The sequence below is a fragment of the Pseudomonas sp. PWP3-1b2 genome (assembly GCF_049896045.1).
Taxonomy (GTDB): domain Bacteria; phylum Pseudomonadota; class Gammaproteobacteria; order Pseudomonadales; family Pseudomonadaceae; genus Aquipseudomonas; species Aquipseudomonas antarctica_B.
In genome coordinates this window covers 172235-192438 of the sequence record NZ_JAFCTN010000003.1, presented here as the reverse complement: position 1 = coordinate 192438, position 20204 = coordinate 172235, and the positions used below count along the sequence as shown (strand labels likewise).

Genomic DNA, 20204 nt, shown 5'->3' with positions numbered 1-20204 from the left:
GAACACTACAATGTCCAAGAAAATTTTCGTAACCGACACCATCCTGCGCGACGCTCACCAATCGCTGCTGGCGACCCGCATGCGCACTGACGACATGCTGCCGATCTGCGACAAGCTCGACAAAGTCGGCTACTGGTCGCTGGAAGTCTGGGGCGGCGCGACCTTCGACGCCTGCGTACGCTTTTTGAAAGAAGACCCGTGGGAACGCCTGCGCAAACTGCGCGCCGCGTTGCCCAACACGCGCCTGCAAATGTTGCTGCGTGGCCAAAACCTGCTGGGCTACCGCCACTACAGCGACGACGTGGTCAAAGCCTTCGTCGCCAAGGCCGCCGTGAATGGCATCGACGTGTTCCGCATCTTCGACGCCATGAACGACGTGCGTAACCTGCGCGTGGCTATCGAGGCCGTCAAAGCTGCGGGCAAACATGCTCAGGGCACCATCGCCTACACCACCAGCCCGGTGCACACCGTCGAGGCCTTTGTGGCCCAGGCCAAGCAGCTGGAATCCATGGGCTGCGACTCGATCGCGATCAAGGACATGGCCGGCCTGCTGACCCCGTACGCCACCGGCGAGCTGGTCAAGGCGCTTAAAGCTGCGCAAAACCTGCCAATTTTTATCCACTCCCACGACACTGCGGGTTTGGCCGCGATGTGCCAACTCAAGGCCATCGAAAACGGTGCCGACCACATCGACACCGCGATCTCCAGCTTCGCCTGGGGCACCAGCCACCCGGGCACCGAGTCGATGGTTGCCGCCCTTAAAGGCAGCGAATTCGACACCGGCCTGAGCCTGGAGCTGTTGCAAGAGATCGGCCTGTACTTCTACGCCGTGCGCAAAAAGTACCACCAGTTTGAAAGCGAATTCACCGCCGTCGACACCCGTGTGCAAGTCAATCAGGTGCCGGGCGGGATGATTTCCAACCTGGCCAACCAGTTGAAAGAGCAGGGCGCACTGAACCGTATGAGCGAAGTGCTGGCCGAAATTCCGCGTGTGCGTGAAGACCTCGGTTTCCCGCCGCTGGTTACCCCGACCTCGCAGATTGTCGGCACCCAGGCGTTTTTCAACGTGCTGGCCGGCGAGCGTTACAAGACCATCACCAACGAAGTGAAGCTCTACCTGCAAGGCGGATACGGCAAGGCGCCAGGCACGGTGAACGAGAAACTGCGTCGCCAGGCAATCGGCAGTGAAGACGTGATCGACGTGCGCCCGGCGGATTTGCTCAAGCCGGAAATGACCAAGCTGCGCGGCGAAATCGGCGCGTTGGCCAAGTCTGAAGAAGACGTGCTGACCTACGCCATGTTCCCGGACATCGGCCGCAAGTTCCTCGAAGAACGCGACGCCGGCACCCTGGCGCCGGAAGTGCTGCTGCCGATTCCTGAAGCCGGCGGCGTGGCCCGTGCCGGTGGCGAAGGCGTGCCGACCGAGTTCGTCATCGACGTGCACGGCGAAAGCTACCGCGTCGACATCACCGGCGTCGGCGTGAAGGCCGAAGGCAAGCGTCACTTTTACCTGTCCATCGACGGCATGCCCGAAGAAGTGGTGTTCGAACCGCTCAACGAGTTTGTCAGCAGCGGCAGCAGCAAGCGCAAGCACGCCACTGAGCCGGGCCACGTCAGCACGGCAATGCCGGGCAATATCGTCGACGTACTGGTCAAGGAAGGCGACGTGGTCAAGGCCGGCCAGGCTGTGCTGATTACCGAAGCCATGAAAATGGAAACCGAAGTGCAGGCAGCGATTGCCGGCAAGGTGACCGTTGTTCACGTGGCCAAGGGCGACCGGGTCAACCCTGGCGAAATCCTGATTGAAATCGAAGGCTGATACAGCCTTCGACGCTACCGTTTAATCCTCGGGGGGGCAGGTGCCCTCCTTTTTTTTGCCTGGAATTTGGTGGGGTTAAAACCTCATTTTCCAGTGCCCCGTCAGGCCGTGGCCGCTGCTGTTGTCGCCTTTTTCAGCGCTGTAGGCCAGGCCCAGGCTGTGGTCGGTGGACAGCGCCAGGTCCAGCCCGGCTTGCAGGTTCAAACTGTTGCGATCCAGTGAAGTGCCGTTGATGGTGAAGGAATCCGTGCGCAGTGCGCTCAGGCCGAAAGACTGGCGAACCTGGCTGTCCACGTTGCCGTACAGGTGTTTCCAGTGTGTGCTCACGTGGGGCGTGAGGCTCATCTGGTTGTCGAACCGGTACACCGTTGCCAGGCGAAGGCCGAAGGTGCTGCTCAGGTTTTGCTGGGTTTGTGGGCCGACGTTCAGCGCCGTCACGCCGCCTCTTTCCTTGAATGCATCGCGGTGATAGCGCTGGTAACCGAGGCCTGCGAAGGGCTCAACGCTTACGTCCGCGCTGCCCAACTCATAACCCAATTCCGAGAACAGGGTTTGGCTGGTCGCGTCATAGCTGCTCTTGAGGGATTCCTTGTCATCCCAGAGCTCGACGTTGCGCGTGTTCTTGCCGCCGTGGCTGCTATGGATCGCCCCCAGACGCACGGCCAGCGGGCCGTCCCTGTGCACCGCGTAACCGCCCAGGTGCCAGCTGTCGAGGTCGGCGGCATAGCGTTGTGCGTCGAGGCGGCTGCTGGATTTTGCACCCAGCACGCCCACCCGCCAGGCGTGGTCCAGCGACCAATCGGCGCCGAGCATCAAACCTTGTGTGTCGTATTTCAGGCCGTCGTCGAGACGCCCGCCGTTGCCCAGGCCTTGCACCCAAAAATGGCCGTCTTCGTCATTCGGCAGGGTGCGCAGGGTCGAGAGCAAGTGTTGGCTTATTTGCTGTGTGGCGTTTTGCGTCGCGGCGGCCAGGTTGGCGTGCTGGCTGCCTGCAAGTTGTTCGAGGGCTGCGCCAATCCCGCCCGGCTGCTGCTCCAGATGAGCGCCAAATTTTTCCAGGGCTTTGATCTGCTCCGAGGTCAACTGGCCGGATTGCAGCAGCTGGCTTAGCTTGGGCTCCAACAGCCTGGCTACCTGTAAACCGTTGTGGGTAGTGGCTTTTAGCGTGAGGTAACCCTCGATCGAGTCCGCTTCAGCTTCTGGCGGGTATAACCAGTCATCGTCAGGCCATTCGTAGAACTCAGGCGCCAGAGAAACGTGGCTGAGAGGTTCGTGCACCTGCGCCTGCTGAAGGCTGGCGGCGGCCGCGAGGCTGATCACCAAGGCAATTTTGTGGGGTGTAAAGGGCATGAATTCCCGACCTCTTATGGATGAGGCCGGGAATTTAGCGAGGTAGCGGGCTGAAAACTGTCAGGTCATCGACCCCTGATTCGCGGGAGTTGTCCTTAGTGCGCAGCGATTAAAAACGCATCTGCCATTGGCCGACCAACGCGTGGTTGCGGCTGTTGCTGCCGATCTCGCCGGTGTAGCCCACACCCACATTTGAATTGAGGTACACGCGCCCGCTATCGGTAGAGTTTCAAGCCGTCACGGTAGCAGGCGGCGCAACCCTCAGCGCTGTCGTACGTACCCTTTGCCGTAATGCCGCTCCATGCGGGACTGGATCAGTTCCAGGCCGAGCGACATGCCCCAGTAAATGATCGCTGCGGTGGTCAGCATTTCGATGTAGCGGTAGCTCGAGCGCCCATACGATTGCGCCAGGAACATGACCTCCCACACACCCATCACCGAGATCAGTGACGAGTCCTTGAGCATTGAGATGAATTGGTTGGTGGCGGGCGGGACGATGGTGCGCATCGCCTGGGGCAAGGTGATGTGCCAGAAGATCGCACTGTCGCGCATGCCCAGGGCCAGCGCGGCTTCGCGTTGGCCATGCGCTACGCCGAGGATGCCGGCGCGGAAGATCTCACTCAGGTACGCCCCGTAGTTCAAGGAGAGCGCAATAATCCCGGCGACGATGGCGCCCGGAACCAGGCCCAGTTGCGGCAGGCCGAGGTAGATCAGCAGGATCTGAATCAGCAGCGGCGTACCGCGAAAGAACGAGGCATAAAAGCTGGCGATGCCGAAGGCTACCGCGCTTTTTGACAAGCGCCCCAGCGCGGTAACAAAGCCCAGCACCGACGACGCCAGCATTGAGCACAGGCACAGGAACACAGTCAGCGCCGCACCTTGCAGGAACCCGTTGGGTGCCAGGTGCAGGCCAACCAGGTTGGGCAGCTTGTCGAGGATGATCGAAAACTTCAGGTCAAAGCTCAGGAAAAAACTGGCAAACAGGCAAAGCAGGGCCGCCCACGTCAGGTACAGCCGCGTACGAAAGCCCAAAAGTCGCCGCAACCGCGACTCGCTCACCGCAGGTTTGGGAGGTTTAGGGAATGCGTTCATTGGCTGATGTCGGCGCCGATCCATTTTTGCGACAGCTTGCTCAAGGTTCCGTCCTGTTTGAGCTGTGCGAAGACCTCACGCACCTTGCTATCCCACTGCGGATCGCCTTTTTCGATGGCGACCGAGTTGGGTTCGGAGTACAGCGGTTCACCGGCGAGTTTGAAACGCTTGTCCTGGGTCAGGCGCGGTTGGGCGGTGACCAGGTTGGTCAGGATCGCGTCGAGGCGCACGCCTGCACCCAGGCCGAGGTCCTGAAAAGCCACGTTGTCGGTATCGTAGGGAGCAATCTGTACATCCTCGAACGGATACTGCAACTGCGTATCCTCAGCGCCTTCGATCACCAGGTTCTTGTTCAAGTAGCTTTCGTAACTGGAAGCGCTGGTCAGCCCGACTTTTTTGCCGCTCAGGTCCTTGGCGCCGTGGATGCGGTCATCCTTGGCGTTGACGACGATAACCGCCGGCGAAGCGTAGTACTCCACCGGGAAATCGAAGACTTCAGCGCGGGCCTTGCTCGGGGTCATGGAGCAGATGCAAATGTCATAGCGCCCGCTCCAGCGGCCAGCGGCTATCACGTCCCAGGACGGGGTTTCCAGGCGCAGTTTCACGCCGAGCTTTTGCGCCACTGCCTTGGCGACATCAACGTCAAAACCATCAAGCTGGTTTTGTTCATTGAGAAACGAGAACGGCGGATAGCTTTCCATCAGCACCCCTACCAGTTCCTTTTTTTGCTCGATGCGGTCCAGGGTGGCACCGCCGAAGGCTTGAGTGGAGGCGGCCAATATCGTCAGGCCCAAGGCCAACAGTGGTTTAAATCTCACAGTGGATTCCCGAAAAAAGAGGTTGTTATTAACTGGATGGTACGCATTAAATAGTTATAAGAACGACTCTGATAGTGAGTTATTTTCATAAGCTTATGAGTGAATGGCATATGGGCGCAGCAAATACAGTAATTCTCGATGGCGGCATGGGACGTGAACTGCAGCGCCGTGGCGCGCCATTTCGTCAGCCCGAGTGGTCAGCATTGGCTTTGAGTGAAGCCCCTCAGGCAGTCGAAGCGGTGCACGCGGCCTACATTGAGAGCGGCGCCAACGTCATTACCACCAACAGCTATGCCGTGGTGCCGTTTCACATTGGCGAGGCGCGGTTCGCTGCCGAGGGCGAAGCGCTGGCGGCGCTGGCCGGTGAGTTGGCGCGGCGCGCAGTAGAGGCATCAGGCAAGACGGTACGTGTGGCCGGGTCGCTGCCACCGTTGTTCGGGTCTTATCGTCCCGACTTGTTTGAGGCCGGCCGGGTGACAGAATTGTTGACGCCGTTAGTGCAGGGCCTGGCGCCGCATGTCGACATATGGCTGGCTGAAACCCAGAGTTCAATTGCTGAAGCTCGCGCCATCCACGCCGGGCTGCCAGAGGACGGCAAGCCGTTCTGGTTGTCGTTTACGTTGAAGGATGAAGACACCGACGACGTACCGCGCCTGCGTTCTGGCGAGCCGGTGGCGGAGGCTGCCGAAGCGGCGGCGCAACTGGGTGTGCAAGTGCTGCTGTTCAATTGCAGCCAGCCGGAAGTGATTGGCGCTGCCATCGACGCGGCGCGCCAGACCTTTGAGCGCTTGGGGGGGACCATTCAAATCGGCGCTTACGCCAATGCCTTTCCGCCGCAACCCAAGGAGGCCACGGCCAACGATGGCCTGGACCCGTTACGCGACGACCTGGACCCGCCCGGCTATCTGCAATGGGCTGCGGATTGGCAGGCACGTGGCGCCAGTCATTTGGGCGGTTGCTGCGGGATTGGGCCGGAGCATATTGCGGTGCTGGCCCAGAAGCTGGGGTAGTTAAGCCAACACCGGTCAACAGTGTGGGAGCTGGCTTGCCTGCGATAGCGGTGTTTGAGCAATGGATGTGTCCATTGATCCACCGCTATCGCGGGCAAGCCCGGCTCCCACAGTGATTAAGGGTGTTTTGGAGATTTACGCTCGGCACTGGGCCAGGCTTTTCACCTGCCCGTCATCACGCTGATTCGCCTCCGATAACCATTCCTCAAACCCGGCCCCAACCGCTGGCCATTCCGAATCGATGATCGAATACCACGCGGTATCACGGTTTTGGCCCTTGACCACCATGTGCTGGCGGAACACGCCTTCAAAACTGAAGCCCAAGCGCTCTGCCGCATATTTGGAGCGGCCGTTGCCGCTGTTGCACTTCCACTCCAAACGGCGATAACCCAACTCGAACGCGTACTTGGCGAGCAGGTACACCGCTTCGGTGCTTTTCGGTGAGCGCTGCATCGGTGCGCCGAAGGTGACGTGGCCGATTTCAATGCGGCCCTGCTCAGGGACGATGGACATCAAGCTGAGGATGCCTTGCACCTGCCCGCTGACGCGGTCGACCACGCTGAAGAAATACGGGTCGCTGTTTTGGGCATGGTTGTTGAGCCACGCATCAAACGCAGCGCGCTCGGGGAAGGGGCCGTAGGGCAAGTAATCCCACAGTTTCGGGTCGGCGCCGGGGCCTTGCAGGGCCAGGAACAAGTCGTCGCCATGGCGCGCCGGGTCGAGCCTTTCCAGGCGAATAAAGCGCCCTTCAAGCAGTTGCACGGTTGGCGCGGGAACGCCTTTCCAGTCGGCGAGGGAAGTGGACATGCTGCGCTCCTTAAAGACCTTTGCGAAATTGGATGAAACCCGGGCGTTCGGCAATGCGTTCGTACAGCTGGATCGCGGTGGCGTTGGTTTCGTGGGTGAGCCAGTGAACCTTGGCGCAACCATCGGCCTTGGCGGTGGCGTAGACGAATTCGATCAGTTGGCGGCCGACGCCGGTGCCACGTTGGCTCGGGTCTACCAGCAAGTCCTGCAGGTAGCAGGAATTTTCGATGCTCCAATTGGAACGGTGGTAGATGAAGTTGACCATGCCCACCGCCTTGCCATCTTGCCACGCCAGCGCCGAATGTGTGGGTTCGCTGGCGTCGATCAAGCGTTGCCAGCTGCTTTGGCTGACGGCGTCCGGCAGCTCGGTGTTGTAGAACTTCAAATACGCCTGCCATAGCGGCAACCAGGCGGCGTGGTCGGCGGCGGTGACTTGGCGGATATCGATCTGGCTCATTCTGAAGCTCCTCGTGGAATAAAGCGCGCGAGGGTCTGGTCGCGCACATCCGTGCTGGCGGCCAGGCCGTCGCGCACGCCGGCGATGTCGGCCGGGCTGCGGTTCTGGCTAAGTTTGCGTTTACCGATCAGACGGTCGATTGGCAGGGCGAAGCCGACAATGGCCTTGAGCATGCCTTCAATGTAGTCCGCCGGTGCGTCGCTGACTTTCCACGGTTGGGCGCGGTCGCCTTCGTGGCGGTCGGTCAGCGCCGTGACCACGCCGAGCAAACGCTCCACGTCGCTGAACACCTCGGCATTGCCGTAGGCGTGTACCGCAATGTAGTTCCAGGTCGGCACCACTTTGCCGTGCTCGGCCTTGGCCGGGTAGAACGCCGGGCTGATGTAGGCCTCGGCGCCGGCGAAAATCACCAGGGCGTCGCTGCCGTTTTGCAGGTCTGTCCACTGCGGGTTGGCTTTGGCCAAGTGCCCGTACAGGGTGCCGTTCGGGCCTTCATCGGGGTTAAGCAGCAACGGCAAGTGGCTGGCCAGCAGGCCTTGCTCACCGAAAGTAACCAGCTGCGCCAGGCGGGTGTGCTGGATCAGTTGATGCAGTTCGGGCAAATCGTCGAGAGCAAAGGCGCGGGGTGTGTACATGGAAATATTCCTTGGCGAATGCCTGCATCCTAGGCAGGCTAATGGTTCGTTGAAAGAGCCATCTGGCATCCATTTCATAGGTCCAATATGCCACCCATCGCGCCGCCTTTGTCATTCAACCCCGCTGGCATTGAGCTGGATCGTCGCCAGGGCCTGACTCGCCAGCTGTATGAGGCCCTGCGCCAGCGCGTGCTGGACGGCCGGCTGGTGAGTGGCACACGGTTGCCGGCCACCCGCGACTTGGCGGCGGCGCTGTCGATCTCGCGCAACAGCGTGGTGCGCGCTTACGACCAGCTGTATGCAGAGGGGTTTATCGAGAGCCGGGTCGGCGATGGCACTTATGTGGCTCAACTGCCCACGGCAAAAAAACTATCCACAAAACCATCCACAGGGTTATCAACAGGCTTATCCCCAGCCTTATCCACAAAATGGGAGAATTTTCCCGAAAATCTGGACAGTGAAGTTATCCACAGCGGCGGCCTGGCGCGGATAAAAAACAACCACCTTTCACAAACACCGTCCGGCCCGCCACGGGCATTCCGGGTGGGTGTACCCGCCTTCGACCTGTTTCCCTTTGAGGTGTGGGCCAAGCTGAACGGGGCGTTCTGGCGCAAACCGGACCTGGAGCAGCTCTGCTACGGCGACCCGGCGGGTGACGCTCGCCTGCGCGGCTTGATCGCCGCTTACTTGCGCAGCTCGCGGGGCATGCAGTGCACGGCTGAGCAAATAGTGATCACCAGTGGCGCGCAGCAGGCAATTAGCCTTTGTGCACAGCTGCTGGTGGAGCCTGGAGACGGCGTGGCGGTGGAAAACCCCGGCTATCGCGCGGCCGGGCATGCATTCGCCTTGGCGGGCGGCAAACTGCATGGCGTACCGGTGGACGGCGAGGGCATTGATTGCCAGGTGCTCAACTCGCTGGATGACTGCCGCGTGGCTTACGTAACGCCGTCTCATCAATACCCGCTCGGCGTGGTAATGAGCCTGGCGCGGCGCCTGGATCTGCTCGCCTGGGCCGAGCGTACGGGGGGCTGGATCATTGAGGATGACTATGACGGCGAGTACCGCTACAGCGGCGCGCCGCTGTCGCCCTTGGCGGCATTGGACCGCAGCAGCCGAGTGCTGTACGTCGGCACTTTCGGCAAGGTGGCATTCCCCGCGTTGCGTCTGGGCTATCTGGTATTACCCCTGGGTTTGGTGGACGCTTTCTCCAGGCGGCGCGCTGTGGACATGCGCCACTCCGAAGTCAGCACCCAGGCGGTGATGGCCGAGTTTATGGCGGCCGGGCATTTTCAGCGGCATATTCGGCGCATGCGCCGCGCCGCATTGAGCCGACGCAACGCGTTGCTGGCGGGCTGGCCCAGCGGGTTGCCGGGTGTGGGGGAGTTGCCCGGCGTGGCGGCGGGGCTGCACCTGACGGTGCGTGTCGACAGCCTGGCCCGTGAGCAACAATTGCTTGAGCAAGCGTGCGCCGTGGATGTGGAGGTCAACGGTTTGAGCACGTACTGGCTGGCGCAGTCGAGCCCTGCCGAGGATCAGCGCGCCGGTCTGGTACTGGGCTTCGCCGCCGTGCCCGAAGCGGGTATTGCCTTGGCGCTGGCGCGGCTGCGCCAGGCCTGGCAAGGCTGAATCAGGTGCCGGACTTGATCTTGGTCCAGGCTCGCGTCCTCGCCCGTTCCGCATCACGCCCCAACGGTTTCAAGGTATACAGCGTGGCCATCGCGGCCTCGGTGGGGTACAGGTTGGGGTTGTTGCGAATCGCCGGGTCGACCAACTCGGTCGCGTCCTTGTTCGGGTTGGGGTAGCCGACAAAGTCGCTGACTGGTGCGATCACCTGGGGTTGCAGCAGGTAGTTGATGAACGTGTAGGCGTCCTGCGGGTTCTGCGCGCCCTTGGGGATGGCGAGCATGTCAAACCAGATCGGCGCGCCTTCTTTGGGCAGACGCATGTCCACGGTCACACCATTCCTGGCTTCCCTGGCGCGGTTGGCGGCCTGGGAAAAGCTGCCCGAATAGCCGACGGCCACGCAGATGTCGCCGTTGGCGATATCCGCCATGTATTTGGACGAGTGGAAGTAGGTGACGTACGGCCGGATCTTCATCAGCAAGGCTTCGGCCTTGACGTAATCCTTGGGGTTACTGCTGTTGGGGTCCAGGCCCAAGTGCTGCAACGCCAAGGGCAGGATTTCCGACGGCGAATCAAGCAAGGCCACGCCGCATTGCTTGAGCTTGCTGATGTTCTCTTCCTTGAAGATCAGGTCCCAGCTGTCTACCGGTGCATTGGCCCCCAGCGCGGCCTTGACCTTGTCCGGGTTGAAGCCGATGAGGATGGTGCCGTACATGTACGGCACGGCGAATTTGTTGCCTGGGTCGTTGGCCTCGATCAGCTTCATCAGCTTGGGATCAAGGTGGTTCCAGTTCGGCAACTGGCTGCGGTCCAGCGGCTGGAACACGCCGGCTTCGATCTGCTTGGCGAGAAACACGTTGGACGGCACCACCACGTCATAGCCGGAGTTGCCGGTGAGCAGCTTGGCTTCCAGGGCTTCGTTGGTGTCGAAGATGTCGTACACCAGCTTGATCGCCGGGTTCTGGGCTTTGAAGTCTTCGAGCGCCTTGGGCGTGATGTAGTCGAACCAGTTGTAGACCTTCAGGGTTTTTTCTTCGGCCTGCACTGCGCCGCTCGCTACGGCGGCGCACAGGGCGAGGGAGGTAAGCATCTTCATCGGGTGACTCCTTCCAGTTCGAAACCTTCAAGGACGTTGACGGCGTTGATGCCGATTTCTTCTACCGCATAGCCGCCTTCCATCACAAACAGGGTCGGCTTGCCCAGGCGCGCGATGCGTCGGCCCATGGCCAGGTAATCCGGGCTGTCGAGCTTGAACTGGGAGATGGGGTCGTCCTTGAAGGTGTCCACGCCCAGGGACACCACGAGGATGTCGGCGCCGTAGCGTTCGGTTTCGACGCACGCCTCTTCGAGCGCCGCACTCCACCGGTCCCAGCCCGAGCCGGCTGGCAGTGGGTAGTTGAAGTTGAAGCCTTCCCCGGCGCCTTTGCCCCGCTCATCGGCGTAGCCCAGAAAGAACGGGAATTCTGCCTCCGGGTGGCCGTGGATCGAGGTGAACAGCACGTCGCTGCGCTCATAAAAAATCGACTGGGTGCCGTTGCCGTGGTGGTAGTCCACGTCGAGAATCGCGACCTTTTTATGGCCCTGGTCGAGAAATGCCTGGGCGGCAATCGCGGCATTGTTGAGGTAGCAATAACCGCCCATCAAGTCGCCTGCGGCGTGATGCCCCGGCGGGCGGCACAGGGCGAAGGCACTGTGGGCGCCGCTGTGGATTGCCTGTTGTGCGGTGAGCGCGACTTGCGCCGCGCTGTATGCCGCTTGCCAGGTGCCGGCGGTGATCGGTGCGCCGCCGTCGAAGCTGTAATAGCCGAGCTGGCCGTGCAGGCTGGTGGGCAGAACCCGGCGCAGGGTGCGGGCGGGCCAAGTGTAGGGCAGCAAGTCGCCGTCCTGGCCGAACTCGGTCCAGCGGGCCCAGGCACCTTTGAAGAAATCGAGGTAGTCGCGGCTGTGGATGCGTTGCAGCGGGGCCAGGCCGAAATCCTGCGGCGCCTGCACCGGGCCGAGTTCACGGTCCTTGACCCGTTGCAGCACATGGTCGGCCCGCGAAGGCATTTCGAAGCAGGGCATCAGTTGCCCGTCCATCAATTCACAGCGTCCATGGTGCAGATGGTGATCGTCGGAATAGATCGTCAGCATGGGTACTCCCCGCAGGCCTGTTGTTGTGCCTTGCAGTGTTGCGGCGCGGGTGGTTCAAGAGAATGGCAGGAGCGGCCAGAAGGGGATAAATATGGCCAAAGAAAGTGACCATAATTCGCCCATTAAGGGCGCATGAGGCTGGGCGCCACGCCACTCCAGCGCACAAACGCATGGCGAAAGCTGGCGGTCTCGCTGAAACCCAACTGTTCGGCGATTTTGTGAATCGGCCATTGGTCTTGCGCCAGCCAGTGCTTGGCCTGCTCAAAGCGCAGCTCGTCGAGCAATTGCTGATAGCTGCACCCCAGCGCCTTCAAGTGCCTGCGCAAGGTGCGCGGCGAGCAGTTCATCTGCGCCGCCAAACCGTCCAGGCCGGGGGCCGCGTGCAGTTGGTCGGCCAGCAACTGGCGCACGCGATTGAGCCAGGCCTGGCGCCCGGTAAATTCGGAGTTCTGCTTGCGGCAGCGTTCGGCCATGGCGCGGTGGGTGATGGCATCCGCCAGAGGCAAGGGTTGTTGCAGCCACTGCTGGTCGAAGGCAAACCCATTGGTCGGCGCGTCAAATTGCAGCGGGCAATCGAAGCGTTCGGCATAGCGTGCGTGGTAATCCGGCGCCGGATAGTCGAAGCGCGCTTCACGCAACGGCAGCGGGCGGCCCAGCAAGTCATCGCAGATGACTTTGAGCGACACCAGGCAAAACTCTACATTGAACGCCGCCAGTTCCGGGTTTTCCCGATAGTCGCCAGCGGTCAACCAGATCTGCTCGCCGTCTTCCACCAGGCTCAACTCGAAAAGTGTTCCCAACAGCGCCGGGTAGCGCAGCGCCAGGCGTAACGCGTCACCTAAGGTGGCACTGGTGAGTAGCGCATAGCCGAGCAAACCATAGGAGGACACGTGCATGCGCTGGCCCAGTTCGAGGCCGATGTCCTGGCGCAGGGCCACGGCATTGGCGCACACGCGCATCTCCTGGCAGGTGGTGATGCGCGTGTCGGCGTGGCGCAGATCGGCGACGCCAATGCCGCTGCCGGCCAGTAACACGTCGCTCGCCAGGCCCTGGTCCTGGAAGGTGGCCAGGACCAGGGACACGGCATTGAGCGTGGTCAGGTGTGAATGCAGCATGGGCAAAACCAGTGCCAGAGTGTGGCAAAGGCGCAGCAAGTTGCATGCCGTCCCACCGGCCCCGCATCAGCTACCGGATTCAGATTTCGGGCGGTCGAAAAACACGCGTTGGGCTTGTTCCTGGCTGATCTCACTGCGCAAAAAGTTGACTCTCTGCTTGCTGGTCGAGCCTTTGGAGGCGTCAGCGGCTGCGCCCATGCGAAGTTCCTCGACGGTTTTCAAGCGCGCTGACAGGAACGCCTTGTCGGGTGTCCAGTTGGCGCTGTAATGAAACTGGGCATACCAGAGCACTTCATGGGTGGAGCGATCGCTGATGCTGTATTCCGACACGTAGTGGGCCTTATGCCCCCGCTGTCGGCGGTTGAGGGTTTTTTTGAGGGTGATCGCATCATGCTGCTGGAGCCAGTCAAGCGCCCAGGCGGTGGGCGGATGTTGCTTGATCGCGCTGAGCACGCACGTGTTGCTGGTCTGATAAAGGGCTTCTACAGCATCGACCAAGGCCTTTTTCACGGTACTCGCTGGAAGCGTTTCACTTTCGGTGTCGTTGCTTAGCGTCAGCGTGTGCTCGATGGCATTGGCGGCCTGTTCCAGGCGCGCCGCCTGATGGTGGTAAAGCTGTTCGATGCTGACAGGGGTTCGGTCCGGCCGACTCGCTCGGGCAGTGGCGCGCAGCTGGAATGCCGGCAGTTCGTCGAGCAGTGCCTGGCCCTGTCGAATGGTGGTTTGGATATCCACTGGCGACGGAGTCGTGGGTGGCGTTTTCACGCGCAAGGCCCAGACCCCTTTGGTTTTTTCATGGAAGGTGGCGATCACTTTGTTCGTGACCGGCGAGGTGATATCCACCAGCCAGGTTTCCGTTGCCAGATCAGTCAACCGCGGTTCGCCAATGAGCTGCCCATGAAAGCGTGTGCGGATGTATTTTTTATGAGCCCTGGGCGGGGTTGGCGGCGGTGTCGGACGGCTTCGCACGCGGTCTCGTTCGGTCGTCGACACGCCAAGGTTGCTGATGGCTCGGCGCTGATAGCCGGCGAGTTGGCTGCGCAGGGTTTGCAGCGGCTTTGGCAGCACGTGGTCCGAAAAGTCGACGGCAAAATCCTGCAGCTGTTCGTCTTGCGTCTGGAACTGATCGATCAGGCTGTTGAGGGTGTCGATTCGTGCGTCGAGTTGCGACTCGCTTTGTGCAAGCAAGGTTTCCTGCAAACACTGAATCGAGATTTCGGCGCTGTTCACAATTTGATCGAGCGTCGTCCAGGCCACAGGCGCCGCCTGAATGCTGGTCGGCGACAGGCATAAGTTGCGCGAGATCGACACGCGTAATGCTTTCAATTGGTCGACGCTATAGGCGGGCAGCGTACCCTGGATGATGCTGATCAGGTGCTTGCCATCCTTGCCCAACTGGTCAAGCTCACTGAAACGGCTCTGCATGTATTCCAGGTGTCCAATGGTGACCGGGATCAGCTCGTTGAGGCTCTGGTCCTCTTCGATCTGGCGGTCTTGTGGCGACTCGGCCTGACGTTCGATTCGCTCCAGGGCGGCGCGCAGTTTCGGGGTAAAAAGCGTGAGGATTTCGCGCAAACTTTCGCTCGTCATCTTGGTTTGCGCCTTGATGTAGCTCAGGGCTTTTTGCGGGTAATCGGAGGTCGGTGCGTGAACACTCAATTCCTTGAGTTTTTGCAGGGCCGACTCGTACTCCTTGCGTTGGCTTTCCAGGGTTTGCAGGTAGGTTTGTCGACGCGCCTCGGCTGACGTGGAGGGACCAGCTTCCATGGCCTGGCGCGTGTGTTCCAGCTGCAGTTGGGCGGCTTTTTTGGTGTTCTCGAACGCGTCCAACTGTACGCGCAGCTCTTGCGCGCGTTTGAGCGCCAAGGCCTGTGCCTTGCGGGTCAGGTACTTGGGGCCGCCACCGCGCAGGCGCAGGCGGGTATCGACAAACCATTGCCCCTTGCTGTTGTTGATCAACGGCGGGCCGGTGCGCTCGGGCTGTGCAGGGTCGGCGATCAGCACACTGTCGTTTTCATCCACCCGCACCTGGAACCAGCGCGTGCCCACGGGCGCGTACCAGTTTTGACCGCTGCGATAGAGATGCTGATGCGCGCCCTCGACAGTGTTGGCTTCACCCAGCGCGTCGGGCCTGGCGACCTTGAAACTGTCCAGCACCACCGCCAGGCGTGACGGCGTACGGTTTATTGCGCCACTGGTATGCAAGGGCTGGTCGTGGTTGCTTTGCGCGTCCGAGGTGATAGTTGCCAGTTTGTTGATGGACAAGGGTGTTGTCTTGACGGTGGGGCGCGGCAGCTGCGCAACGTTGGGCGCATCGATCTCCCGGCGTGGCGCGTTGCGGGTGACGCTGTGCAGGGTGAGCGCCATGCCGATGTTAAGCAGCAGGTCGGCAAGGGCCGCCCAGGGTGACGCCTGTTCAGGGTGGGCCTGGGCGTCGACCACGTGTTGCAGCTGATCCATGATTTGCCAGATCCAGGCAGCGGCGCCGACAGTCCTGCCGAGGAATGGCAGAGCAGCATTGAAGATCATCCAGCCGGCGCGCTTGAACGTGGCCCATCGCGCATCGCTGTTGGACACCGATTGGCGGTCTGCCAGTTCGACCAGAGCGTTGGCATTGGCGTTATACAGCGTGACGAACTGATCGCCTGTCAGTGCCTGCGTACCGAGCGCCATAGGCCCACTCATGATCAGCAGCTTGAGGGGGTCGACCATGAAGTCGACCACCGTCCAGGGCGAGGGCAGCTCACCGGGGAACACGTACTGGGCGTAATCATGGCGCGCGTCATCGGGCAGCCAGGCAAGCACCGAGTCTCGCAGGCTCGTGGTTTGTTGCAGGGCGTAGATCAAGTTGGTGGGCGACGGGTACTGGCTCAACGGCTGGTCGAGCAGCGGCCGATACAGCAAACAAGGGCCAGCGGCCGGGTCCTGGGGGCCGATGACGAACATGTTGGCGACGGTGTCCAGGGTTTTGCTCAGTCGTCGTAGCGGCTCGAACGCCAGCGGCCGTATGACGATCACCTGGCCCTGCACCTGGCGGTCGGCGGGATCGGCCTGCATCGCCGCCGCCACGTAGCGATAGCCCAGCTCATCAATCCCGGCTTCATCGCGAATCTTGCACTGCAGCGCGAGCATCGGCAGTTGAAGGCGCAAGTGCTGTGCATAGAGCGCTTGGCGGCGTCTGGATTCCCGGGGATCAGCGAGCAGTTTTTGCTTGATCAGCGCGGGGTAGGCGTTGCCGATGTCTACGCGGCTGATCAGCGTTTTCAGGTACTCGACGGTCAGCCAGTCGGGAAGCGGTTGAGGGCTTCTCTTGCGCAGCGTGGTGACGCCCAGAGGCAAGGCAATCAAGTTCTGCAGCGCCAGGTCTGCGAGGCCGAACACGGCGATGTCAAATTGCCCGGGTATCGGGAACAATCCCCAGATCACCGGGCTTTTCACCACGATATCGAGGTCTTCCAGAAGCAGCGCCGCAGCGTCGGCGTGGTCTTTGCGCATTTCGGCGTTCAGCATATCCAGTGCGTATTGCTTGATCGGGCTGATGCCATCCTGATAGGACTGGCCCTGATTGGAACTGTGCAAGGTCGCCAGGTCCTTGAGGTAGCGCGAATAGATATTCTGATCGGAGCTTGAGGCGCTGGTGAGCCAATCGGGGAGGGCCTGGATAAACGGTTGCAGATCGGGGGCGGCCACGGTGGATTGCGGGGTTGGCGGTGACACCAGGGATTTCTGAGTGGCTTGGGATTCGCGTAAATACGAAAAATCCATGGCGCCGATGGCGGCAATCTGCACGCTGATGAAGGCACTCGCCAGGTAGTCAAAAAAATCGCCATCGGGTTCGAGCAGGCGCCACTGAATGGTTTTGTGGGTGGTAGCGTTATCCAGGAGGTTGGGCAGGTCCTGGGCGAGTTGTTCCAGGCTGCTGTATTTTTTGAAGCCCAAGAGCAGTGAGTGCGTGAGGATTACGTCGCTGCCCTCCTGTTGACCGATGACGACGCTGATCAGATGCTCGTTGAGGTGCGTGACGTTGCCAGCGTCGTCGATCTCGTCGATATCGATCACATAGGCCCGCACAGCATTGGGGTCACTGAGCAGGCGTGTTGCGAGGTCAGGCGTGCGGTACAGCTCACTCGCCATCTGGCGGTCTGCGGTGGTCCAGTCGGCTAACTCTTCAGCATCCCAAAATTCGCGCAACGCCGCGGACAGCGAATGCCAGCGCGGACCGCTTTCATCCTCGGCGCCGTTCCAGTAGGTCAGTAGCGTCTGTTGATAGCCGGGCAAGATCACGGGCGCCAGGGTGTTGAGCATGCCGGCAATGTCGAGGATGCGCACCGGCAGGTGCACCGCCGGCACAACGATCGGCAATTGGGTCAGGAAGTGTTCGCCTTCCAGGTAGAGGACGGGCGTCGCCACCACTGACTGGACGGCCAGAATGTCGGTCAGTGCCTGGTAGTAGTGGCCGGCAGCGATGACCTGGTCATCGACAATCTCCCATATCGGGGTAACGACCACGGCGATGTTCGGGTCGATGTCCAGTGACGGATAAAGCGTGTGCAACTGTTCGCGCAACAACTCGGCGGCGACTTCGCGAAACGCCGGGCCGAGGGACATTTGCGTGATCAGGGCTGCGGTGAGGGTGTGCGGTTGAGCCGTGGAAAGGGTGGCGGTCATGGAGCGTCCTGACGTGCGTAAGAATGGCAACGACCCCAGAGCAACCCTGGGGTGTGGTCATGCTAGAAAACGCACGGTCAGGAACGGTGGTGCTTATGTAGCCTCGGTATTGGCGCTCAGCGCAATTCGCCGCACAGGTCCAGCTCCATCAGTCGACGGACTTCCTGAGTGTCGAGCCCGGCGCCGATCAGCGCGTTGAGCTTGCCGAATGCTGCTTCGCGGGTCATGCCGCCACCCGACAACACGCCGACGCCGCGCAACCGGCTGCCAGCTTCGTAGACGTCCAGTTCCACGCCGCCTTCATGGCATTGGGTGATGGCTACCACCACAATCTCTTGGTCCTGCGCCCGTTGCAGGCTGGCCAGGAATGCGGGGTTGTCGCTCGGCCCGGTGCCGCTGCCGAAGCACTCCAGCACCAGCGCCTGAATGCCGCTGTCGATCAGCGCATCGAGTTGCGCGGCAGCGATGCCGGGCACCAGCGGCAGCACACCAACATTGGCCAGGGCCTTGGGCTGACGGTAGTGCAAGGCTGCCGGGATCATGTCGGCCTGGGCCACGCCGCCGTTGCGTTGCAGCGCGGCAAAGGGATGGCGACCAAAACTGCGGATCTTCGCGCAACGGGTTGGCGCCATCAATGCGCCATGGAAGTACAGCTGCACGCCCGGTTCCAAACCAGCACCCAGCGCGTGCAGCGCGCCGCTGACGTTTTCCCAGGCATCGCTGTCGGGCACGCCGGCCGGCAACATCGAACCGGTGAACACCACCGGCGCGGGCAGGCCGAGCAGTTGGAAGCTCATGGCTGCTGCGCTGTAGGCCAGGGTGTCGGTGCCGTGCAGGATCAGTACGCCATCGCAGCCCAGGTCCACGGCGTCGATCACGGCCGTGTGCAGGCGCTGCCAGTAGGCGGGGGTCATGTTGGCGCTGTCGATCAGCGGGGCCATTTCCTGGAAATGCCAGGCGGGAACCGGTTGATCGGCAAGCTGCACGCGCATGCGCGCTTCGAAACCGGACGCGGGCGCCAGGCCGTTGGCACTGGCCTGCATGCCGATGGTGCCACCGGTGTAGAGCACCATGACGTTGTGTGAGGGTGACATTAAGATTCTCCTGAACGAAAAACGCCGCCGGGCCCAGAGCATGCCCAAGGCCGGGCGGCGTGTCATCTATCTACGCTTAGCGTTGCGCTTGAGCGTTCAGTTCAGCCGAAGCGACTGCTTGCGGTTTTGCCGGATTCGCCGGCCAGGCCTTGCGGTCCAGGTCCAGGTCAGGGAACTGGCTGGAGTCGAACACGGGCGTCTTGATGCCGGCTGCGCGCTGGTTGTCGTAGTCGTTCAGGATGCGCATGGCGATCTTGAACAGGAACGCCAGGGCGAACAGGTTGACGAAGGCGAGCATGGTCATGGTGATGTCGGCGAAGGCGAACACGGTGCCCAGGTTCTCGATCGAGCCCCAGAAAATCAGCACCAGCACCAGCGCGCGATAACCCATCAGCACCTTACGGTTGTTGCCCACCAGGAAGCGCAGGTTGCTCTCGCCGAGGTAGTAGTTGTACATGATCGAGGTGAACACGAACAAAGCCAGGGCCACCGAGATGAACATGCGGCCCCAGTCACCGACCACGGCGGCCAGGGAGTTCTGGGTCAGGGCAATGCCGTCGCCTTCAAAGCCTGGGGTGTAGAAACCGGAGAGCAGGATCAGCAGCGCGGTGCAGGTGCAGATCACGAAAGTGTCGAGGAAAACGCTGAACGCCTGGACCACGCCTTGGGCGATCGGGTGTTCTACGGAGGCCACCGCTGCCACGTTAGGCGCACTGCCCAGACCGGCTTCGTTGGCGAACACGCCGCGTTTCACGCCCATGATGATCGCGCTGCCTACCAGGCCACCGAAGGCTTGGTCGAGGCCGAAAGCGCTCTTGACGATGGTCGCGAGCATGGCCGGCACGTGGTCGAATTGCAGCACGATCACGTACAGGGTCACGGCGATGTAGACCAGGGTCTTGACCGGCACCAGCAGGTCAGCGATGGACGCGATGCGCTTGATCCCGCCGATGAACACCAGGCCCAGCAGCACCGCCAGCGCGAGGCCGGTGTAGGTGGTGTCGAGGCCGAAAGCGTTGTTCAGCGAGTGCGTCACGGCATGGGCTTGCAGGCCGTTGAAGGCGAAGCCAAAGGTCACCAGCAGCAGGAACGCCATGACCATACCCAGCCAGCGCTTGTGCAAACCGTGCTGGATGTAATAAGCCGGGCCGCCACGGTAGGTGCCCTCTGCGTCGGTGCGCTTGTACAGCTGGCCGAGGGAGCACTCGATGAAGCTCGACGACATGCCCACCAATGCGGTGACCCACATCCAGAACACGGCACCGGGGCCACCCAGGGTCACGGCAATGCCCACACCGGCGATGTTGCCGGCACCGACGCGGCCGGCCAGGCTGAGCATCAGCGCCTGGAACGAGCTGAGTTGGCCGGAGCTGCTTTTCAGGCTGTCTTTAAACACCGAGAACATGTGGAAAAAGTGACGCAGTTGAACGAAACGCGAGCGGATCGTGAAATAACCGCCGAGCCCGACAATGAGCACGATCAGTACTTTCCCTGAGAGGAAGTCGTTGATGACTTCGAGCATGGAGTGTTCCTCGCTGATTTTTCTAATGGCAAACGCAGGACGGTCCGACGCATCGCTCAGC

At 61.3% G+C, this 20204-nt stretch carries 15 protein-coding genes; 3 read left to right on the top strand and 12 right to left on the bottom strand.

Going from position 1 to position 20204, the window contains the following annotated elements; all coding sequences use genetic code 11:
* Nucleotides 1-10 precede the first annotated feature (10 nt).
* The gene (oadA, locus tag ACP7A2_RS03305) at nt 11-1819 is read left to right on the top strand and encodes a sodium-extruding oxaloacetate decarboxylase subunit alpha (protein WP_426133057.1); all 1809 of its coding nucleotides are present in this window, start codon (nt 11-13) and stop codon (nt 1817-1819) included.
* Nucleotides 1820-1894: 75 nt separating this feature from the next.
* On the opposite strand, the gene ACP7A2_RS03300 is transcribed toward oadA, so the two are convergent.
* The 3 genes from ACP7A2_RS03300 to ACP7A2_RS03290 all read right to left on the bottom strand — a co-directional run bounded on the left by ACP7A2_RS03300 (nt 1895) and on the right by ACP7A2_RS03290 (nt 5079).
* Nucleotides 1895-3169: an autotransporter outer membrane beta-barrel domain-containing protein gene (locus tag ACP7A2_RS03300; RefSeq protein WP_426133056.1), complete on the bottom strand. Its 1275-nt coding sequence runs from the start codon at nt 3167-3169 to the stop codon at nt 1895-1897.
* Nucleotides 3170-3430: 261 nt separating this feature from the next.
* Nucleotides 3431-4261 carry an amino acid ABC transporter permease gene (locus tag ACP7A2_RS03295; RefSeq protein ID WP_426133055.1) on the bottom strand — a complete coding sequence of 277 codons (831 nt, stop codon included), beginning with the start codon at nt 4259-4261 and terminating at the stop codon, nt 3431-3433.
* On the bottom strand, nt 4258-5079 hold the full coding sequence (locus ACP7A2_RS03290; protein WP_426133054.1) for an ABC transporter substrate-binding protein: 822 nt from the start codon (nt 5077-5079) through the stop codon (nt 4258-4260). The genes ACP7A2_RS03295 and ACP7A2_RS03290 overlap by 4 nt, the downstream gene beginning before the upstream one ends.
* Nucleotides 5080-5189: 110 nt before the next feature.
* Between ACP7A2_RS03290 and ACP7A2_RS03285 the strand changes: the two genes are divergently transcribed.
* Complete coding sequence (locus ACP7A2_RS03285) at nt 5190-6089, top strand: homocysteine S-methyltransferase family protein (RefSeq protein WP_426133053.1); 900 nt, start codon at nt 5190-5192, stop codon at nt 6087-6089.
* 135 nt (nt 6090-6224) lie between these two features.
* On the opposite strand, the gene ACP7A2_RS03280 is transcribed toward ACP7A2_RS03285, so the two are convergent.
* Genes ACP7A2_RS03280 through ACP7A2_RS03270 form a run of 3 tightly spaced genes read right to left on the bottom strand, consistent with a single transcriptional unit; the run spans nt 6225 to nt 7988 of the window.
* Nucleotides 6225-6896: a GNAT family N-acetyltransferase gene (locus ACP7A2_RS03280; protein ID WP_426133052.1), complete on the bottom strand. Its 672-nt coding sequence runs from the start codon at nt 6894-6896 to the stop codon at nt 6225-6227.
* Between the two features lie 10 nt (nt 6897-6906).
* Nucleotides 6907-7353 carry a GNAT family N-acetyltransferase gene (locus tag ACP7A2_RS03275; protein ID WP_426133051.1) on the bottom strand — a complete coding sequence of 149 codons (447 nt, stop codon included), beginning with the start codon at nt 7351-7353 and terminating at the stop codon, nt 6907-6909.
* Nucleotides 7350-7988 carry an FMN-binding negative transcriptional regulator gene (locus ACP7A2_RS03270; RefSeq protein ID WP_426133050.1) on the bottom strand — a complete coding sequence of 213 codons (639 nt, stop codon included), beginning with the start codon at nt 7986-7988 and terminating at the stop codon, nt 7350-7352. Before ACP7A2_RS03270 ends, ACP7A2_RS03275 begins: the two co-directional genes overlap by 4 nt.
* Before the next feature lie 87 nt (nt 7989-8075).
* On the opposite strand from ACP7A2_RS03270, the gene ACP7A2_RS03265 reads away from it, so the two are divergent.
* The gene (locus tag ACP7A2_RS03265; protein ID WP_426133049.1) at nt 8076-9614 is read left to right on the top strand and encodes a PLP-dependent aminotransferase family protein; all 1539 of its coding nucleotides are present in this window, start codon (nt 8076-8078) and stop codon (nt 9612-9614) included.
* Between the two features lies 1 nt (nt 9615).
* Here ACP7A2_RS03265 and ACP7A2_RS03260 read toward each other — a convergent pair whose 3' ends face one another.
* The 6 genes from ACP7A2_RS03260 to ACP7A2_RS03235 form a co-directional block, all read right to left on the bottom strand.
* Nucleotides 9616-10707: a polyamine ABC transporter substrate-binding protein gene (locus ACP7A2_RS03260; protein WP_426133048.1), complete on the bottom strand. Its 1092-nt coding sequence runs from the start codon at nt 10705-10707 to the stop codon at nt 9616-9618.
* Nucleotides 10704-11744 carry a histone deacetylase family protein gene (locus tag ACP7A2_RS03255; protein WP_426133047.1) on the bottom strand — a complete coding sequence of 347 codons (1041 nt, stop codon included), beginning with the start codon at nt 11742-11744 and terminating at the stop codon, nt 10704-10706. The genes ACP7A2_RS03260 and ACP7A2_RS03255 overlap by 4 nt, the downstream gene beginning before the upstream one ends.
* 122 nt (nt 11745-11866) lie before the next feature.
* Nucleotides 11867-12859 carry an AraC family transcriptional regulator gene (locus ACP7A2_RS03250; protein ID WP_426133046.1) on the bottom strand — a complete coding sequence of 331 codons (993 nt, stop codon included), beginning with the start codon at nt 12857-12859 and terminating at the stop codon, nt 11867-11869.
* A gap of 66 nt (nt 12860-12925) precedes the next feature.
* The gene (locus tag ACP7A2_RS03245) at nt 12926-17527 is read right to left on the bottom strand and encodes a hypothetical protein (RefSeq protein WP_426133045.1); all 4602 of its coding nucleotides are present in this window, start codon (nt 17525-17527) and stop codon (nt 12926-12928) included.
* A 116-nt stretch (nt 17528-17643) separates the two neighbouring features.
* Nucleotides 17644-18621 (bottom strand): asparaginase, encoded by a 978-nt coding sequence (locus ACP7A2_RS03240; RefSeq protein ID WP_426133044.1) that lies wholly within the window; start codon nt 18619-18621, stop codon nt 17644-17646.
* Between the two features lie 76 nt (nt 18622-18697).
* Complete coding sequence (locus tag ACP7A2_RS03235; RefSeq protein WP_426133043.1) at nt 18698-20143, bottom strand: alanine/glycine:cation symporter family protein; 1446 nt, start codon at nt 20141-20143, stop codon at nt 18698-18700.
* Nucleotides 20144-20204 lie beyond the last annotated feature (61 nt).

Coding starts and splice junctions, on each gene's coding strand:
- ACP7A2_RS03250 (WP_426133046.1), bottom strand. CDS start 12,859: ATGCTGCATTCACACCTGACCACGCTCAATGCCGTGTCCCTGGTCCTG.
- ACP7A2_RS03260 (WP_426133048.1), bottom strand. CDS start 10,707: ATGAAGATGCTTACCTCCCTCGCCCTGTGCGCCGCCGTAGCGAGCGGC.
- ACP7A2_RS03240 (WP_426133044.1), bottom strand. CDS start 18,621: ATGTCACCCTCACACAACGTCATGGTGCTCTACACCGGTGGCACCATC.
- ACP7A2_RS03295 (WP_426133055.1), bottom strand. CDS start 4,261: ATGAACGCATTCCCTAAACCTCCCAAACCTGCGGTGAGCGAGTCGCGG.
- ACP7A2_RS03285 (WP_426133053.1), top strand. CDS start 5,190: ATGGGCGCAGCAAATACAGTAATTCTCGATGGCGGCATGGGACGTGAA.
- ACP7A2_RS03280 (WP_426133052.1), bottom strand. CDS start 6,896: ATGTCCACTTCCCTCGCCGACTGGAAAGGCGTTCCCGCGCCAACCGTG.
- ACP7A2_RS03245 (WP_426133045.1), bottom strand. CDS start 17,527: ATGACCGCCACCCTTTCCACGGCTCAACCGCACACCCTCACCGCAGCC.
- oadA (WP_426133057.1), top strand. CDS start 11: ATGTCCAAGAAAATTTTCGTAACCGACACCATCCTGCGCGACGCTCAC.
- ACP7A2_RS03270 (WP_426133050.1), bottom strand. CDS start 7,988: ATGTACACACCCCGCGCCTTTGCTCTCGACGATTTGCCCGAACTGCAT.
- ACP7A2_RS03235 (WP_426133043.1), bottom strand. CDS start 20,143: ATGCTCGAAGTCATCAACGACTTCCTCTCAGGGAAAGTACTGATCGTG.
- ACP7A2_RS03265 (WP_426133049.1), top strand. CDS start 8,076: ATGCCACCCATCGCGCCGCCTTTGTCATTCAACCCCGCTGGCATTGAG.
- ACP7A2_RS03255 (WP_426133047.1), bottom strand. CDS start 11,744: ATGCTGACGATCTATTCCGACGATCACCATCTGCACCATGGACGCTGT.
- ACP7A2_RS03300 (WP_426133056.1), bottom strand. CDS start 3,169: ATGCCCTTTACACCCCACAAAATTGCCTTGGTGATCAGCCTCGCGGCC.
- ACP7A2_RS03275 (WP_426133051.1), bottom strand. CDS start 7,353: ATGAGCCAGATCGATATCCGCCAAGTCACCGCCGCCGACCACGCCGCC.